The 17,973-nt window shown below is 43.1% G+C and carries 18 protein-coding genes; all 18 read left to right on the top strand.

Features of this window, described 5'->3' with window-relative positions:
* Position 1: 1 nt before the first annotated feature.
* The 18 genes from Ga0123461_RS09295 to Ga0123461_RS09210 all read left to right on the top strand — a co-directional run bounded on the left by Ga0123461_RS09295 (position 2) and on the right by Ga0123461_RS09210 (position 17,970).
* The gene (locus Ga0123461_RS09295) at positions 2-829 is read left to right on the top strand and encodes an ABC transporter permease (RefSeq protein WP_232710440.1); all 828 of its coding nucleotides are present in this window, start codon (positions 2-4) and stop codon (positions 827-829) included.
* A complete protein-coding gene (locus Ga0123461_RS09290) occupies positions 822-1,568 on the top strand; it encodes an ABC transporter ATP-binding protein (RefSeq protein ID WP_157819305.1) in 747 nt (248 codons plus the stop codon). The genes Ga0123461_RS09295 and Ga0123461_RS09290 overlap by 8 nt, the downstream gene beginning before the upstream one ends.
* Positions 1,565-2,401, top strand: coding sequence for a sulfotransferase (locus tag Ga0123461_RS09285; protein ID WP_100278083.1), 837 nt, complete (start codon positions 1,565-1,567; stop codon positions 2,399-2,401). The genes Ga0123461_RS09290 and Ga0123461_RS09285 overlap by 4 nt, the downstream gene beginning before the upstream one ends.
* Entirely contained in the window at positions 2,398-3,240 is an 843-nt protein-coding gene (locus Ga0123461_RS09280) for a hypothetical protein (RefSeq protein WP_100278082.1), read from the top strand. The genes Ga0123461_RS09285 and Ga0123461_RS09280 overlap by 4 nt, the downstream gene beginning before the upstream one ends.
* Before the next feature lie 193 nt (positions 3,241-3,433).
* Positions 3,434-4,288 (top strand): hypothetical protein, encoded by an 855-nt coding sequence (locus Ga0123461_RS09275; RefSeq protein WP_100278081.1) that lies wholly within the window; start codon positions 3,434-3,436, stop codon positions 4,286-4,288.
* A complete protein-coding gene (locus Ga0123461_RS09270; protein WP_100278080.1) occupies positions 4,288-5,691 on the top strand; it encodes a glycosyltransferase family protein in 1,404 nt (467 codons plus the stop codon). Before Ga0123461_RS09275 ends, Ga0123461_RS09270 begins: the two co-directional genes overlap by 1 nt.
* A 91-nt stretch (positions 5,692-5,782) precedes the next feature.
* Positions 5,783-7,504, top strand: a complete 1,722-nt coding sequence (locus Ga0123461_RS09265; protein WP_100278079.1) for a glycosyltransferase 61 family protein — start codon at positions 5,783-5,785, stop codon at positions 7,502-7,504.
* Positions 7,501-8,619, top strand: a complete 1,119-nt coding sequence (locus Ga0123461_RS09260; protein WP_198507050.1) for a DegT/DnrJ/EryC1/StrS family aminotransferase — start codon at positions 7,501-7,503, stop codon at positions 8,617-8,619. Before Ga0123461_RS09265 ends, Ga0123461_RS09260 begins: the two co-directional genes overlap by 4 nt.
* A 32-nt stretch (positions 8,620-8,651) precedes the next feature.
* Positions 8,652-9,362 (top strand): WbqC family protein, encoded by a 711-nt coding sequence (locus Ga0123461_RS09255; RefSeq protein ID WP_100278078.1) that lies wholly within the window; start codon positions 8,652-8,654, stop codon positions 9,360-9,362.
* Positions 9,363-10,217 (top strand): 3-hydroxyacyl-CoA dehydrogenase family protein, encoded by an 855-nt coding sequence (locus Ga0123461_RS09250; protein WP_100278077.1) that lies wholly within the window; start codon positions 9,363-9,365, stop codon positions 10,215-10,217. It begins immediately after the preceding gene.
* A 55-nt stretch (positions 10,218-10,272) separates the two neighbouring features.
* Positions 10,273-10,992 carry a class I SAM-dependent methyltransferase gene (locus Ga0123461_RS09245; protein WP_100278076.1) on the top strand — a complete coding sequence of 240 codons (720 nt, stop codon included), beginning with the start codon at positions 10,273-10,275 and terminating at the stop codon, positions 10,990-10,992.
* Between the two features lie 32 nt (positions 10,993-11,024).
* A complete protein-coding gene (locus Ga0123461_RS09240; RefSeq protein ID WP_100278075.1) occupies positions 11,025-11,987 on the top strand; it encodes a glycoside hydrolase family protein in 963 nt (320 codons plus the stop codon).
* Positions 11,988-12,006: 19 nt separating this feature from the next.
* Complete coding sequence (locus Ga0123461_RS09235; protein ID WP_100278074.1) at positions 12,007-12,960, top strand: glycoside hydrolase family protein; 954 nt, start codon at positions 12,007-12,009, stop codon at positions 12,958-12,960.
* 28 nt (positions 12,961-12,988) lie between these two features.
* A complete protein-coding gene (locus Ga0123461_RS09230) occupies positions 12,989-13,549 on the top strand; it encodes a GNAT family N-acetyltransferase (protein ID WP_100278073.1) in 561 nt (186 codons plus the stop codon).
* A gap of 7 nt (positions 13,550-13,556) precedes the next feature.
* A complete protein-coding gene (locus Ga0123461_RS09225; RefSeq protein ID WP_100278072.1) occupies positions 13,557-14,309 on the top strand; it encodes a class I SAM-dependent methyltransferase in 753 nt (250 codons plus the stop codon).
* Between the two features lie 21 nt (positions 14,310-14,330).
* Entirely contained in the window at positions 14,331-15,425 is a 1,095-nt protein-coding gene (locus Ga0123461_RS09220; protein ID WP_100278071.1) for a class I SAM-dependent methyltransferase, read from the top strand.
* 123 nt (positions 15,426-15,548) lie between these two features.
* Entirely contained in the window at positions 15,549-16,601 is a 1,053-nt protein-coding gene (locus Ga0123461_RS09215) for a glycosyltransferase (protein WP_100278070.1), read from the top strand.
* A 70-nt stretch (positions 16,602-16,671) separates the two neighbouring features.
* Positions 16,672-17,970 (top strand): oligosaccharide flippase family protein, encoded by a 1,299-nt coding sequence (locus tag Ga0123461_RS09210; protein ID WP_100278069.1) that lies wholly within the window; start codon positions 16,672-16,674, stop codon positions 17,968-17,970.
* The last annotated feature ends 3 nt before the right edge of the window (positions 17,971-17,973 follow it).

Here is a 17,973-nt window from a genome sequence, read left to right as displayed (position 1 = left end):
GATGCCCAGAGTGATATATGTTGCCCATGATGATGTATCAACACTGAGTGGGATTAAGAAGTTGTTTCAGGCGACATGGTCTGCAAGGCTGGTTGGCTGGAACTTGCTGCGGGACAGGACTTCAAAGCGATATGCGGGATCATTCTTGGGTGTAGTCTGGTCACTTCTGAGCCCTCTGTTGACATTAATTGCCATAGCTCTTGTTTTTCCATTGCTTATGCGGATGAAAATGGAGAACTATGTTGTGTATCTATTTTCTGGTCTGGTTGTTTGGCGATTTGTTGTAAGTTCTTTGAAGGCGGGCGGAGATTCAATTTTGTCCAGCAAAACACTGGTTCAAAAAGTGGCGCTTCCATCTATTTTATTTCCTATGGTGGTAACGGCATCTGAATTTGTTAACTTTCTACTGGTATTTGTGGCCTTAAATGTAGTCGCACTTTTTTTCAATTTTGCTATTTCACCTCATTGGGGTTATTTTATATTGGCTGCAATGGTGACATTGGTTTTTTGCATGGGGCTTGCGGCCGTATTTAGTGTCGTTGTCGTCTACTTAAGGGATATAAAATATGTTCTGGATGTAATTACACAGGCATTTTTTTATTTGACGCCTATCATCTATCCGATATCGCTCATTCCAGAACAGTATAGGATTTTTATGGAATTCAACGTTTTCATGCACTTTGTGGAGTTGTTTCATCAAGCAATTTATTATCAGGGTGTTGTCGACTGGAGTTTGTTTGTAATTCCAACATCGCTGGCTGTTTTGATGTTTTTTGCCGGAGCCTTTGTTCATGTCAAATGGGGGAGAATGTTGGTCTACCATGTCTAATGATGCTCTTATCCTAATTAATGAGTTAGAAGTGGCCTTCCCTCAACCCTCAGGGCTGGGCAAAGTACTTAGAGGGCTTTTTCACAGGGGGACTCAGAGTCAAGGTGTGAAAAAAATGAGGGCGCTGAAAGGGGTCGATCTTGAATTCTCCAGTGGTGAACGAGTTGGTATCGTTGGCCATAATGGTGCGGGAAAATCTACGTTGTTGAAATGTATGGCTGGCATTTATCCGCCGACAAAAGGCCGAGTAGAGATAATAGGATCTTTGATCCCATTGCTGGAATTGGGAGCAGGTTTTTCCATGTCGATGACGGTGCAGGATAATATTTATTTGAATGGTGCGATCCTTGGTCTGGCAAAGAGTGAAATGAAAGAGATGGAGAGGGATATTTTAGACTTCTCCGGGCTTGATGATTATAAAGAACACCAGCTTATCCATCTTTCATCAGGGATGAGGAGTCGATTGGGTTTTAGCATCGCTTCATTTCTTGCACCAGATATTTTGTTGCTGGATGAGGTCTTTGCGACGGGCGATGCGTCTTTTGTTAACAAAGCAAAGGAAAGGATGAATAAAATGATTGATCGATGTGAAATACTGGTAATTGTTTCACATCAGGAAAGCATCATCCGTGATGTGTGTTCTCGCACGATAGTGCTGGATCACGGAACGGTAAAATTTGATGGCGATACAGATGCTGCATTGAGTGAGTATCAGGCAATCGTTAAAGGTGCAGTATGAAGAATTTTATTGTGTTCACTCAGGGCAGAACAGGGTCAACTGCAATTGTTGATGAGTTGGATAAACACCCTCAAATCATGTGTCATCAGGAACTTTTTATTCACAAGGTGAATGCTCCAAAGGTGATGGAAGCCTATGAAAAGCATGGACCTAGCTTCATGGACCATGTGGACAACCCATACAGGTATTTACCTATGGAGTTTTTCTTCAGGCAGTTTCATTCATTTAAAATAGGGAGATTTGGGTTCTATTACCAAAATGGAAAGCTGTTTTCACAAAAGAAACTGCTGAAGACATATCTCGAGGGTTTGAAGGCGTCAAATGGTAATAATGAAAAGGCTGTTGGTTTTAAGATTCTGGTTAATCATTTCCATAAATGGCCCGAGCTATATGCCTGTCTATTAGAAGCTGATTATTCAGTGATATATCTTGAGAGGAGAAATGTGGTAAAGAAGGTCCTATCAGGAATGGTGGCTGAGGCCCGGGGAGTTTATAACCGAAAAAACTTTACTCCTCCTGATGAGAGATATCATATTGATGTTGCTGAATTTATCAGGCGGGTTGATTGGACTCTTGATCACGTAAGGCAGGAAAAAGAAATGCTCAGGAGAAAAGGATTCCCCTTGCTGGAGATCGGCTATGAAGATTTTTTGGAAGATCGTGATGCCTTTTTTAAACCAATCTCCAAATTTTTGGGGATAGATCATATTGTGCCAGAGCAATCTGATTATACTGTTATGATTAACAAACATGCTGATGAAATTGTATCGAACTATGCAGAATTAAAGGACGGCTTGAGTTCAAAGGGGTTGGCGGAGCAGTTGGATCAGTGAGCAAGGAAAAGTTTTTCATTTTTACGCGTGGTCGTACCGGCTCAACAGCTATCATTGACGAGCTTGATAATCACCCTGATATTGTTGCCTTGCAGGAATTGTTTATCAGTCTTGAAAAAAGCCCTGAGCTTTCCAAGGCTTATCTGGAACATGGAAAGGGTTTTTATAAGCATATTTCTGCGCCCTATCAGGTGTTGCCATATGGAGCCTGGTCAAGTCAATACCGACGATTCAGGCTGCCCGTAATAGGTGTAACGTATTTGGCCTGTAACAGACTAATATCAGAGAAGGGGATGCTGAGTCTTTATCTCGATCAGTCGGAACAGCGGACCTTGCTTAGCGGCCAGGGGAAAAGGTTTGGGTTTAAGGTGCTGGCTAATCACTTTGATGAGAGGCCAGATCTTGCGGGGGCTCTCAAAGCAAGAGGTTACATGGCCATCTACCTTGAGAGAAAGAATACTGTGAAGCTTATTTTATCGGGGCTAATCGCCAGACAGCGGGGGATATATAACCTGAAAAATTATATCGCCAGCGAAGAATCATATGTGATAGATCTGGAAGATTTTGAAAAGCGAGTGATTTGGGCAAAAGATAGTGTGCAGAAAGAAAAGACCTGGTTGAAAGAAAAAGGATTTGATGTTCATGTGATTACATATGAAGACTTTGTGGAAGATCGGGAAACTTTTTTTCAAGGTATTTGTTCAATGCTGGATATACCATTTATGCTCCCTCCGGAAACTGATTATTCAGTGATGATTCCTGATTTATCAAAGACGATTGCGAATTATGAGAGTTTGGTTACCAAGGTACATGAGATGGGAATTTCTGACCCACTTTGATAGGGATCCGCAGTTGAGTAGATCGGGAGGGCGGATTATGTCTTCTGCATGTTGGGTTGTTGTTGGGTACGATTTACTGGAGTGAAAAGTTACCACTCTACATGGATGAATTTATGACTGATTAAGAAATTCATGTAACATAAAAGAATTTGAAAAATCGATTAGAATTTTGTGGTGCAGAGGAGAAACATGCATGAGTGCGAGTAGCCGATTCATAATTTTTACCCGTGGACGTACTGGCTCGACTGCCATTGTAGATGAAATTGATTCACATAGCCGTGTGGCTTGTCTTCAGGAACCATTTATTCCGTTGGAAGGCGTGAAAGCACTTCTGGAAAGGATTGATGAAAGAGGAGAGATTGATTTTGTGAGCCTTGCCTCTGAGTTGCGATTCATCCCGTTTGAAATCTGGATTAAGCAATATCAACATCTCAGTTTGTTTGGCAAATCATTGTATCGCAAGGGTTTTGTTTTTCACAAAGCTGCTGTTGCTATCAGAGAGTATCTAAACGAGTTGGAGCAAAATGAAGTCCGTAGCATGAAAGGTGATTTGTCAGCTTTTGGTTTTAAATTGCTTGTCAATCATCTGAATAACTGGCCGAGCCTGGCCACGATGCTCAAGGATGACGGCTACAAGGTTATCTATCTTGAAAGAAAAAACGTAGTGCGAAAAGTTCTTTCAGGAATTATTGCGCAAAAAAGAGGCGTTTATAATCGCAAAAACTTTCAGCCTGAAGTGGCCAATTATGAAGTTGATCTGGATGATTTTGAGATGCGTGTGCACTCTGAAATCATGCTGGTTGAAAGGGAAAAAGAGCAACTTAAGCAGCAAGGGTTTCCTGTTTTTTCAGTTGCATATGAGGACTTTCTATTAAAACGTGAACAATTTCTTGAGGGGTTATTTGATTTTATAGGTGTTGAATTCGAACTTCCCGAAAAGTCGGAATACTCAATTATGATTCAAGAATTAAGTGATACGATTTCCAACTATGACGCACTGAAGGATCGAGTGGAGAAAATGGGCATGCTTCATTTTCTGGATAGCTGATGATTAGCGCCAGTCATTCCAGCAACATCGTGGCATTTGTGCATACCTATCAATCCGATGGCGGATTTGACCCATATATGACCGCCGTTGTTCATGCTTTCGAAGCGGTTGGTCTGAATGTGCATGTCATCTGCACGAATGATCTGGTTCCCCATCTGGGAGCAACATCATTAAGATCCGGGGTGAGCGAAACTAAACTTGTGGAATACATCAACAGGCTTAATCCTGTTTTTATTTTTTCGACCAACCGTGGAGGGATTACGCAAGCCATCATGGATGGAACAAGCTGTCCGATCATCACTCGAATGGTTGATCTGATACCTTTTTATCATCAGGGAGGTGAAGGCAAGCCTCTGTTTTGTGAGCGTGATCAGGTGTTTGTCCCTACGCAGGAAAGTGTGGTCGCATTTGAGCAGCGCTACCCCATATTAACGGGAAAAGTGCATTACCTTCCATTTGCAACCGATCCTGATGCATTTGATGCAGTAGATTATGTGGAGCAGGTGATCCCGGTTAGTTTCGTGGGGACATATTTTTATTGTGAAAAATTGACTGATATTCTGGCTCAATTACAGCGAGGGGACAGTAGCAAACGTGAAGCCTTCCTTGATTTCATTCAAAGCCTGAAGGGTGACTTTCACATGGATGATCAGGCATTAGATCCCATCAGAGATATATGCACCGATGTTAAAATGAGCGTGGATGATATCCGCATGCTTGTTTCGAATGCTTATGCATTAAACAAACGAATCCATTACCTTGATGCAGTTTCAGATTTAGGACTGCATCTGTATGGCACGGAGAACTGGATCAAGGCTAGTCAGTATTCACTTCCGTTGATTTCTTGTTTTCAGTTCGGGGAACAAATTAATAATCGCGACAAATTAATCAGGCTATATCAGAGCTCAAAAATTGCCTTGAATATTCCTCATCATCAGGCCGGTCCGGGCATGCCATATCGTGTGTATGATATTATGGCATCAAGAGCTTTGTTGATTACCGAATACCACCCTGATTCCGAATTATTTTCCCTGTTTGGCAGGAATATGCCTGTCCCCATGTACCGAAATGCGATGGAATTAAGCAGTCTGGTGGACTATTACCTTAACCATGAAGAAGAGCGGTTGGCGATAGTGACCCGGTGCAATGCCTTGATAAGGGAGAAAAAACTTACCTTTCAGGATAAGGGGAAAGTATATTGTGAGGCGGCAGGAGTTATGCTGAATTCAGATCTCCAAGGTTCGATGTCCAGGGTGGCACCGGATAAGTTCTCGATATCAGTAATGTTAGATTCGAACGTGGTAGCGAGGAATTGGAGAGGGGGAATAAAAGCCGTCCTCCGCTGGCTTGTTCCATATGCTTTATGGATCAGACTAGGTGACAGGCGGCATGGTAGAAGGTGATAGATTGTCGTTGTCGTTATAATGAAATCATAAGAGGACAAATGACCGGAGTTGGCTTGCAGACAATAAATTCTTTTGGAAAGGAGCTTGTGTGAAGGGAGCTTTTGCCCGCTTGCTGCATTTTTTTCTGAAAAGACCTTCGGTTGATAGAACCTGTGCAGATGATATTGGCAGTTTGCATAGTGAGTGGATGGCGCTTGCCAACAAAGGGCTGTATCACAAGGCTATTGAGCAATGTCTGGCGAACACAAAGGGCACTGCTGTTGAGAACAATTTTGCTGTGGTCTCTTTTCTGGGTTATGCCTATCATCAGATGCAGGAGTATGAAACAGCACTTACACATTTAACTGTGGCGGTGAACCAGCAGCCGGACAGCTATTATGCCAATTATTTTCTGGCCAGTACCCACTCAGCGCTTGGCAATAAAACCAATGCGCTACGATATTTTACCCATGCCTGGGGACTTGATGCCGATCAGAAGCAGTCTTTGCAACGCGCAATCTCGCTTGCTGTTGAGTGTAAGGATAGTGTTGAGGCAGCTAACTTTATCAGCAAGTTAAAAAAATGGGTGGATGGGAATAATTCATCTGAAATATACTGGCAAACACTATTGTTGCAATTGGGGCGTTTTGATGACTTGTCGAGAAGCCTTTCCTCTTCTTCACTGTCAGAGACAAGTCGACCTCAGCTACGGCGTATCAGTGCTGTTTCAGCGTGGGTGCCGGGTCATAAAGGTATTTATAATGAGCTTGGAAACCCTGAAAACATAAGGATCGTTTATCCATCAACAGGTGGAGCGGATCCAAAAGAGACAGTTACCTGTTCAAATACACCCTATATTGCCGAGCTGCCTGAGGTGACTATTGTTGGAGGTTCCAGCCTTATCTTTGACGCTAGCGATGGCGTATTGTCAGATACGCTGGCAGACCCCCAATATGGGCAGTTTGTAAGTCTTAAAAATGATGAGCAGGTCATAGCTCAGCATCCTGACGCACTGCTGATAAAGTACGAAGAGGTTCGCAACACCATTCCTGAAGGGATTATGCTATCTGGGCTATTTAGCAATCATTACGGACATTGGTTTGCTGAGTTTCTTCCCAGATTGTTTTATTTCACTCAACATCCTCGATTTTCCGATATTCCCATCATTGTTGATGAGGGGATGCCCTCATCGCACTATGAGTTTTTGCATGCTATAGCCCAGAATAGTCTCCACGTTTTGTCAAAAGGTGAGCGGTTAAAGGTGGAACGGCTTTTGGTGGCTCCAACCATCACGTTTTGTCCCGTTGAACTTTTCCCAGGTCATGCGGTTCCCGCAGAGCATCAGGGGTCTTGGACTGAAAGTGCGCTACGTTTTATAAGAAGAAGAGTGCTAGATTATTACGGTGATAGTCCTCAAGGTGAGCGTGAAAAAGTTTTTCTTTCCCGTAAAAATAGCAGTTGGCGTTGCTTGGAAAATGAAGCTGAAATTATTGGGGTGCTCCAGCCATTGGGGTTTAAGGTTGTTTTTCTTGAAGACTATAGTTTTGAAGAGCAGGTGCGTATCTTCCAAAGTGCTGAATTCATTGTTGCGCCTAATGGATCATCCTTGAATAGCCTTATTTTTGCTAGTTTCGATGTTAAAATGCTTGTACTTTCTCAAGAGGAGCAATTCAATTGGGGTGGATGGTTCGGGCCAATGATGGGGCTGGGTTATCGGCCTCAGTTGTTGACCGGGAGTTGTTTAGGCCATGCAGGAAACAAACACGATGATTATACCATTGAGCCTAAACGTGTTCTGCATGCTGTGGCAGATCTTGAGAGGTTGAGATGAGTCTGAAGAAAACAAAAATTTTTGTAACTCAGCCTCACCTTCCCCCATTGGAGGAGTTCCTGCCGTACCTTGAAAAAATATGGAAAAATAAACAGCTAACCAACTGCGGCCCTTTCCATCATCAGCTTGAAAATGAGTTATGTGATTATCTTGGGGTGGAGCACATTGCTCTGTTCGCCAATGGCACACTGGCTTTGGTGACTGCTCTGCAGGCTTTGAAAATTACGGGTGAAGTGATTACGACGCCATACTCCTTTGTGGCAACTTCGCATTCATTGCTGTGGAACGGGATTAAGCCAGTATTTTCGGATGTTGATCCGGATACACTTAACCTAGATGCGGCGAAGATTGAGGCTGCGATCACATCGGATACAACTGCCATCATGCCGGTCCACTGTTATGGGCATCCGTGTGATGTCGATGCCATTCAGGAAATTGCCGACAGACGCAATCTCAAGGTGATTTATGATGCTGCGCATGCCTTTGGTGTTCAGGATGAGGGAGGCAGTATTCTGAGGCATGGAGATCTCTCTGTGTTGAGTTTCCATGCTACTAAAGTGTTCAATACCTTTGAAGGTGGAGCAATTATCTGCCCCGATGCCGAAATCAAGCTACGCATCAACCAACTAAAGAATTTCGGTATAGTGGATGAACTTACCGTGGTTGCACCTGGTATTAACGGCAAGATGAGTGAGTTCAATGCAGCCTTCGGTTTGATGCAACTGCAACATTTGGAGGGAGCACTTGCCAGGCGACAGGAAATTGATGCACATTATCGAAATAATCTACAGAATATTAAAGGTATTAGATGCCTGAAGGATGCAGGGGAGCGGGTAGCCAACTACGCCTACTTCCCTATATTGGTAGAGGAATATTTCCCTATCAGTCGTGATGCTTTGTACAATATTCTCAAAGAAAACGGCATATATTCACGCCGTTATTTTTATCCGCTGATCTCCGACTTTCCTATGTATAGGAGATTGCCATCTGCGCAGCCGGAAAACCTCCCTGTGGCAACTGGCGCTGCCCAAAAGGTATTGTGTTTGCCAATTTATCCAGATCTCGAAACCATGCAAGTCGAGACCATTGCCGATTTGATTGCGGCACAATCCTAGTGTCTATGGAGAATTGTTGCGAAGAGGGGGGGGTGAAAGTGGGAATTATGCAACCTTATTTTCTACCCTATATTGGTTACTTTCAACTCATTCGATCGGTAGATTTGTTTCTCGTTTATGACAATATTCAATATACCAAGAAAGGATGGATGAATCGCAACCGGATGTTCCTGAATGGTAAGGATGTGATGTTTTCACTGCCATTAAAAAAGGATTCAGATTATCTGGATGTTTGCCAGCGGGAGCTGGCAGCGGATTTTAATCGGCAAAAAATGTTGAATAAGATTAAAGCTGCATATCAACGGGCTCCATATTTTTCTGAGACATTTCCCTTGATCGAGTTGATTGTGAAATATGAAAATCCGAACCTATTTTGCTTCCTGCAAAATTCCATTGTTAGAATCTGCGAGCATTTGGAAATAACAACGGAGATCAGGATCTCATCAGACATCGTTATCGACCATGGTTTGAAGAGTCAGAACAAGGTGATTGCCTTGTGTGAGGCGGTTGGTGCAAGTGCCTATGTGAATGCTATTGGTGGGATGGAGCTCTATTCAAAACATGAGTTCGATGCTCGGGGTGTTAATTTAAAGTTTATAAGGTCAAAGCCGTTCAAATATGATCAGTTTGGATATGATTTTATTCCTTGGCTCTCAATACTTGATGTGATGATGTTCAATTCGCTTGATGTAATCAAAGAACGCTTGATATCAAGCTGCGAGATAATTGATGAAGGTGAATAAATGAAGAATCATCTTGTAGGAATTGCGGGTTCGGGAAGCATGGGAAAGCAACTTGCATTGCTTTTTGCATCTTGCGGTATTCCTGTAGTGCTTTGGAACCACAGGGTTAACCTAAATTTTCCGAGTGAGTTTAAGAGGCTGCTGACTATCCAATCAAGGCTTGGTTATATTAATAAAGAACAGATAAATGCCATCATTGAAGGTGTACGATATACAGATGATATATCTTTAATGGCTGAGTGTGACTTGATCATCGAAGCAGTGAAGGAAGATAAATCAGTTAAGCTTGAAGTGTTAAAGAAGATCGATTCAATTTCAGCAAATGCAAAGGTAATTGCTACAAATACTTCGACGTTAAGTATCACTGAACTTGCATCATTTTCTGAGAAGCCATGCAGGTTTTTAGGGATGCATTTTTTTAATCCACCCTTGTCAATGAAGCTGGTAGAGGTGGTGAGAGGCGAGATGACTTCAGAAGAGTCTCTAAGTTTTGCCCTTCAACTGCTTGATGAAACCAATAAACAACCTGTTGTTTTGCCCGAAACACCTGGCTTTGTTGTAAACCGCTTATTGTTTACAATGATAAATGAGGCAGTCTTTATGTTGGCTGAGGGGCTCTCAGATGCAAGAACAATAGATAGTTGTATGCGACTAGGGGCCAATCACCCTATGGGGCCTTTGGAGTTGGCTGATTTGATTGGGCTGGATGTTTGTTTGAGTATATTGGAGACACTTGAGGAAGAAAGAGGTGATGGGAAATATAGACCCGCCCCGTTGTTGAAAAAACATGTCCATGCAGGGAAGCTAGGTAAAAAATCAGGATTGGGTTTTTATTCATATCGTAAGCGTGCTTAACTGTATAGTAGTTTGTTTGTGATGTTATGAATTTGGATGAAGTCGGGAGGGTTTTGTGAATAGAGAAGAAATCGATCACTTGGAATCTATTAGCACTTTTTATGAAAAAGGTGATTACATGGATGAACTGATGATGGATCGAGAGATTGAGCTTATCAAACAATACCCAACTGAAGGCAAAAGTGTTTTAGAGGTAGGCTGTGGTAGTGGCTCATGTACAGAACGATTGTGCAAAGTGTTTGATGATATAGAAGTCATCGAGCCTTCGAAAAAGAATGTGGCTTTATTGAAAAGTAGAGTCCCTGATGTGGTATGTCATGAAACACTGTTAGAGGAATTCTCCGCCACTAGAAAATATGATTATATATTTTTCCTGAATGTAATAGAGCATGTTGAAGAACCAGTTGAATCGCTTCGCTACCTTGCAGATCTGGTCAAACATGAAGGGCTTGTTTTCATTTCTGGCCCAAACTGTATGTCTTTAAATCGCCGTGCCGGGTACAAAATGGGACTGTTGGAAAATTACGAGAAAATGGCACCTAAAGACTATGCAGTGGGCCATAGGCGCTTATATACAGTGGATATGATGAGAGATCATTGTGACCAGGCGGGTTTGAAGGTCTTGTCCATGAAAGGGATGTATCTTAAGCCGCTTTCCGAAACTCAGATGGCTGCACTTCCAGATGATGCATTGCGTGCTTTTTATGCGCTGGGCGAAGATATCCCTCAATATTGTGCGAGTCTTTTTGCTGTGGCAACCAAGAAATATTATTGAAATATATAACATTATAACAGTGGTGAATAATCATGTTTAAATGGAAAAAGCTGGGGCTGGTTTTTAAACCTCAAGAAGTAGAAGGTCGCAGCTGGCTGAAGGAATTTGCTCAAGCACCTGCAACATTAATCTTTGATGATTATGTGAGGGTTTACTTCTCTTGCAGGCCTTTGCCTGATGAGCAGGGGCAATATACCAGCTATTCAGCTTATGTTGATTTGAACAGGTATAATTTATTTGAAATTGTGAATGTGGCGCAAACTCCTATTTTAGAGTTGGGAGAGTTGGGTGCTTTTGATGAGTTTGGTACCTACCCTGTCTCGGTTATAAGAAGCGGGAGTGATGTGCTTGCGTATTATGGTGGCTGGACAAGGTGTGAGTCGATTCCGTTTACAGTGGCAATTGGTGCTGCCGTAAGTCACAACAACGGTGAGAGTTTCAACAAGCTAGGCAAGGGACCTGTGTTATCATGCAACATTGATGATCCGTTTGTTTTGAGTGGACCAAAAATCAGAAGGTTCAATGATCGTTGGTACCTGTGGTATGTTGCCGGAACAGAATGGCTGGAGAATAATGGTAAGCCGGATGCAGTTTATAAAATTCGAATGGCGACTTCAGAGGATGGCCTCAACTGGGTAAGAGATGGAAGAAACATTATTGAAAGCAGAATAGAGGAAAATGAATGCCAGGCGAGTCCCGATGTATTCTTCCGTAATAATAAATACCATATGTTTTTTTGTTATAAGTATAGCCTGAATTTCAGGAGGAATGACAGAGGCTACCGCATCGGTTATGCGGCTTCTGATGATATGGTGAACTGGCTTCGGGATGATACAAAGGTAGGGATTGATATCTCTGAAGAGGGGTGGGATGACCAATCCATTGCTTATCCGCATGTGTTTGAACTTGATGGTGAAATATACATGCTATACCTTGGGAATGAGGTCGGCCGATATGGCTTTGGTTTGGCCCAACTAGAAGGAGACTTGTCTTGACGGCTATGAGGCAGTCCATATGAAATGGAAGAAGCTGGGTCAGATATTTGATCCGACTGCGCATCAGTTGTCGAATAGCTGTGTTGAATTCGCCCAATCACCTCAAGTTTTAGTCTTTGATGATTTTATCAGGATTTATTTCTCAACAAGGGAAAAGGATGAAACAGGGAAATATTTAAGTCATATCTCATTTGTAGATATGGATAAAAGCTTTCAGAAAGTTATTGGGGTATCGAGTAAGACGGTCATCAAGCTTGGTGGCCTAGGCTGCTTTGATGAACACGGTATTTTTCCTATGAACGTTCTCAGAGACAAAGATAAGATACTTGCCTATACGACTGGATGGAATAGGAGAGTATCAGTTTCAACTGACGCCTCTATTGGTTTGGCAGTTAGTGTTGATGGTGGAGTGACGTTTAATAAAGTGGGGAAAGGACCTGTATTAAGTTCCTCTTTACATGAACCTTTTCTGGTAGGGGATGCGTTTGTAGCCATTTACAGAAACATATATCACATGTGGTATATTCATGGTACTAAGTGGGCCAGCGTTGACCCAGAGGAAGCGCCTGACCGGGTATACAAAATTGCTCATGCCACGTCTCAAGATGGCATATCATGGCGCAAAGAAGGCAGACAGATTGTCGCAGACAGACTAAATGATGATGAGTGCCAAGCTTTACCAACTGTGATTTGTTTAAATGACAAGTACCACATGTTTTTTTGCTACCGCTATGCAACTGATTTCAGAAAGAATAAGAACAGAGGATACAGAATAGGTTATGCATATTCAGATGACTTGATTCATTGGACTAGGGATGATGGAGATGTTGGGATTGATGTAACTGAAGGAAGCTGGGACTCGGATATGTTGTGTTATCCGCACGTGTTTGAAATGGATGGCAATGTTTATATGTTGTACAACGGCAATGAATTTGGTCGTTTTGGTTTCGGCTTGGCGAAACTGGAGCAGTGAAAAGACCTGTTCGTTGGGGGAGGTTTAAGTGAATATACAAGGGAAAATTCTAACGTTAAGAGCTATAGAAGAGCGTGATCTAGAGCTGCTTCATAAATGGGCTAATGATCCAGTAACACAAGATGGAATAGGCGAAATTCACTTTCCAAGTTCGATGGATTTTCATGATGCGTGGTTTCAGAATTTGAAAAGCGATCGTTTGAATCAACGGTTTGTTGTTGATGTTCCGGAATCAGGGATTATCGGTATTTCCAGTATTATGAATATTGACTGGCGCAATGGCCACGCATGGCATGGGCTGGTTCTGGGAGAATCAAATCACCGGGGTAAGGGGTATGGTATTGATGCCATCATGGCCACAATGCGTTACGCATTCGACGAGCTCAATTTACAAAGATTGGATGGCTCTATGATCGAATATAATAAGCTGTCAATCTCAACCTATTGTGGAAAGCGATTGGGCTGGAAAGAAGAGGGGCGTAGAAGAAGCTATTTCTTTAGGAAAGGCCAATACTGGGATCAGGTGTTGGTAGGCATTACCAAACAAGACTACTTAGAGCTCGTTGAAAAAACCAACTACTGGGGATAAGTGCGCTATGAATTCGAAGAGGGACTACAACGAAGAGCTAGATGACTCGGATAACTCAGAGAGTGAGAAGTATACTTACGGTTTTGATTTTGATGTCATGCACCCTTTTATGATTCGCTCATTTGAACCTTTTTTCAATCAGGGAAGTCTGTTGGAACTGGGGAGCTTTAAAGGCTATTTCACCAAACGTTTTTTGCCCTATTTTGATGATGTGACTTGTGTTGAAGCATCGGGTATCGCTTTAGAGGAAGCTAGAGAGAAATTGGGTCACAAGGTGACGTTTATTAACTCCCTGTTTGAGGAAGCTGTTTTGCCCAAACGCTATGATAATATCGTGCTGACCCATGTTCTGGAGCATCTGGATGACCCTGTCTTGGTGCTGAAGCGGATCAATGATGAGTGGTTGGCCGAAGGTGGCCGTGTCTTTTTGGTTTGCCCCAACGCCAATGCGCCATCTCGGCAGATCGCTGTAAAGATGGGACTTATTTCACATAATGCGGCGGTCACCCCGGCAGAAGCCGAGCATGGTCACCGTTGCACCTACACACTGGATACGCTCGAGCGAGATGCAGCAGCTGCGGGTTTGAGGGTAGTGCATCGCTCCGGGATTTTCTTTAAAGCATTGGCGAATTTCCAGTGGGATCGGCTGCTGCAGACGGATATTATTTCCGAAGAGTATCTGGAAGGGTGCTACAAGTTGGGGCAGCAGTATCCGGACCTATGCTCATCCATCTTTTTGATGTGTGAACGTGGTCGTTAATCAATTCGGAGTAAAGTCGTTATGAATTCAACAGTATTGATCTTCCCTGGTGGCATGCCCCGAGCTCAGGATTATTTGCAGAAGTGTCTGAGGGAAAAACGTAATGTGGTTGGTGCCTCATCACTGGGGTATGACGCTGCGCGGGATCAATACCCTTTATGGACACATTTGCCGTATGTAACAGACCCCGGGTTTAACGAAGCACTTAAAGAGGTCGTGAAAAATTTTGGTGTCAGTGAAATCTACACTGCCAACCTTGTGGTTTGGAATCATTTGAGCGGAATTCTTGGAACATTGCTGCCTGACGTCGCATTGGCAAACACATCCCCTGTTGATGAAGTCTTGAGTGGATATCGTTCCGCCCTTTCGAAGGCCAGTACGATTCTGAACTCTCCATTGCCCTTGGCTTCGTCAGTTCTACCGTCTGATATGATTTCAGAAATTGAGACGGCCTCTCTAGTTCGCTATTCAGATATGATTCCGGGAATGTGTGACGATGACAAGTTCCGTGCGTTAATCGAAATTGCACGTTGTTCAGTACAAGGTGATATTGTGGAAATTGGCAGCTGGTGGGGTAAATCGGCGTTCATTCTGTCCAGTTTATCGCGCAGTTTTGAGCTGGGTAATGTGCTGTGCGTTGACCCTTGGTCGAATGAACACCTCATTCAGAATGAGGAGATCGTGGATAGCGGTTCCTTGCAGGTAGATGCTGAAGAAGCATTGATCGTGTTTCAAATTGGATTACAGGCATTTAATTGTAATCATATTAATTATCAGCGGATGACTTCTGTGGAAGCCTCTGAATGCTATGGCAAAGGTCTGTCTGTCTATACTGAGGCTTTTGGTGAAACCGAATATGCAGGGCGGATTTCTATCCTTCATATAGATGGGAACCATGCATATGAAGCTGTAAAAGCGGATGTGCTGGCATGGAGCAAATTTGTATCACAAGATGGCTGGGTGATTATTGATGATTACATCTGGCCCTATGGGGATGGTCCCCAACGAATCGGTGACCATTTTCTTGAAGAGCATCAATCCAGGATTGCAGCTTCCTTTGTTATGGGTTCAGCCTTGTTTATACAGTTGCACTCATCATGTCGGGAGTGCTTTTGATCTGTTTATTCACGTAGCATAAGCCTCAGGTGAAAATGTTTCGCATGCATTCTATTGTAGCATGGTTGAATGTATTTCTGGTCAGTTTGTAGATATTTTATTGGGGTGGAATAGGTTTCATAAATGGAAAGTCACTGCATAGATACAATTGCCGAGCCTCGGGTTGCATTTGTTGTACTCTCGTATAATCAGCAGGATTACATTCGCGATGCAATTCATGCCGCGTTGTGTCAGGACTATGGCCTCCTTACGATTGTATTTTCTGACGATTGTTCCACCGATAACAGCTTGGAAATTATCCGGGATGAAGTTTCAAAATATGATGGTCCACATCAGGTTATTATCAAAGCTCGCGACCCAAATATGGGTGTCAATGCGCATGTAAATGCGGTGATGTCTGAGGTAGGGGAGGAATTTATTATCATCGCTGCTGGCGACGATATCTCACTTCCAGAGCGCACTCGGAAATTGGTGGAGGCCTGGAAGTCGGGAGTCCAAGGTGTTTATTCAAATGCCACCATTATTGATTCAAACGGGCAGCATTATAATTCAATTGCACATGAGAATTACGCGGGTTTGACGAACTGGAAGGATATGGTTCGACTTGGATCGCATGGGTCCTGGGGATGTGCGTACGCTTGGGATAGAAAAGTCTTTGATGTGTTTGGTGGAGTGCCGCTGAATGTTATTGGAGAGGATGCTGCGATTCCTTTTCGTTGTGCGCTTCTCGGTAAGATAAATTACTTGAAGCAACCCCTTGTTTTATACAGGGATCATGGGCAAAACCTGTCATTCTGGTCTCGGATAAAAACCTGTGATAAGAAGCAGATGATGACTCTATCTATTGAGCATCTATGGCAATTACAAATTCATTATGAGAACTGGATTGACGATGTTCAGGTTGCCTGTGAACATGAATTTATCACTAAAGAAGAGCTTGATTGGGCTGTTGTACTGCTTGAAGACCATATCAGGCTTAAAAAAGAGCAGATGAAAATGATGGGTGTAGGTATTCCTGGTCTCTTAATGCATTTTGTTATTATTGCTTTGAAGGCTTGTGTGTCCAGGCAACCATCGTATTGGGTCCGTCATTCGCTGAGTATTGTTCTTCAATATCGATTCCCTAATCTTAGGCGTGCTCTCTTGAAACTTAGAGCACGCGGACAACATGCATAATTCATCAAGTATGATGCAGAGCCGATGTGCGTCGGGTGTTGTTCTTGTAGTTTTCAGCCCATAATTTGACATGAGACGTAGTTTGCTTGGTGATGCCACATTAGCCTTTGTATTGAAGCTATCAGGCACAATTGTTTTGTTTTCACTCTCGATCTATATCTCCAGAGAAATGGGGGCAGATGCCTTCGGTATGTTTTCTCTTTTTTTAAGCATCTTGTTGCCACTTTCTGTCCTTGCCAGAATGGGTTTGGATAACAACCTTCTGCGGCTGGTTTCCAGATTGTTGGTTCATAAACCGAAAGCTGAGGTCTCAGTTTTATATAAGCAATCTTTTAAGGCTGTTTTATACTGCTCCGCAGGCATTTCACTGCTCATCCTTCTGGTGGATGTGGTGAGTTCAAGGTTGTCGATCAATGCAAAGGCCACTGATCTTTTTCCGTGGCTGGCGATCGCCCTGCCTTTTCATGCTTTATTGATGTTAAATGCTTATTACCTGAGAGGTAAGCACTGGGTTGTTCGCTCTTCGTTGTACGAGAATGTTCTGGTCTTCCTGTTTACGCTGGTTTTTTTACTGACCTTTCAGAAGCTGATAACAGAGCATCTCTCTACCTCTGCCCTTTTGTTTGGAATTATTCTTACTTCATTGGTCAGTTTTTTTGCCATCAATAAAAGCTTGAACGATGGATCAGAACTGATTGATGAATTGCCAGATATAAAGGAGCGCTTCAAGGAAGCTCTTCCCATGATGGGGACATCTCTGGCAACGATTGCCTTTGTTACGCTCGATGTATTCCTGCTCTCCTTTTTTGTGGATTTTTCGGAATTGGGGATTTATGCGGCAGCAGCAAAACTGGTCGGTTTCGTAGGGTTCCCATTAATGGCGATTATTGCAATGGCAGGCCCCAGGCTTTCTGAAGCAGACGCGAAAGGTGATGTTTTGTTGCTGAAGAAGGTATACAGGGATACAAGTCGACTGGTTGTCTGGTCAGGGGTTCCAATTTTCATTGTGCTCTTATTTGTGCCTGACCTGCTGCTCGGTTTTTTTGGCGAGGGATTCTCAAAAGCCACGACAGTTGTCTATATACTGTTAGCAGGCCAAGCCTTTAATCTGGCTATGGGGCCCATTGGATACTTGCTATGGATGTCCGGGCGAGCGTTGGAACTACAAAAAGCTACGCTGGTTTCATTAGTGGTACTTGTCCTTCTGAGCCTGTTGTTAATGCCTCTTATGGGGATGGAGGGGGCAGCTATCGCTGTTTCATCGGCCTTGATGGTTAAAGGCGTTGGTTGTTGGTGGCTGGTAAGAAAATGGCTAGGGTTTGATCCTATGTATATTCCGGGAAAAAGGTCATCCGATGTTTCAGATTAGACA

Source organism: Mariprofundus aestuarium (assembly GCF_002795805.1).
Classification (GTDB): domain Bacteria; phylum Pseudomonadota; class Zetaproteobacteria; order Mariprofundales; family Mariprofundaceae; genus Mariprofundus; species Mariprofundus aestuarium.
Note: the sequence above shows the minus strand (reverse complement) of the source record. Positions and strands in the feature narration are given on the sequence as shown.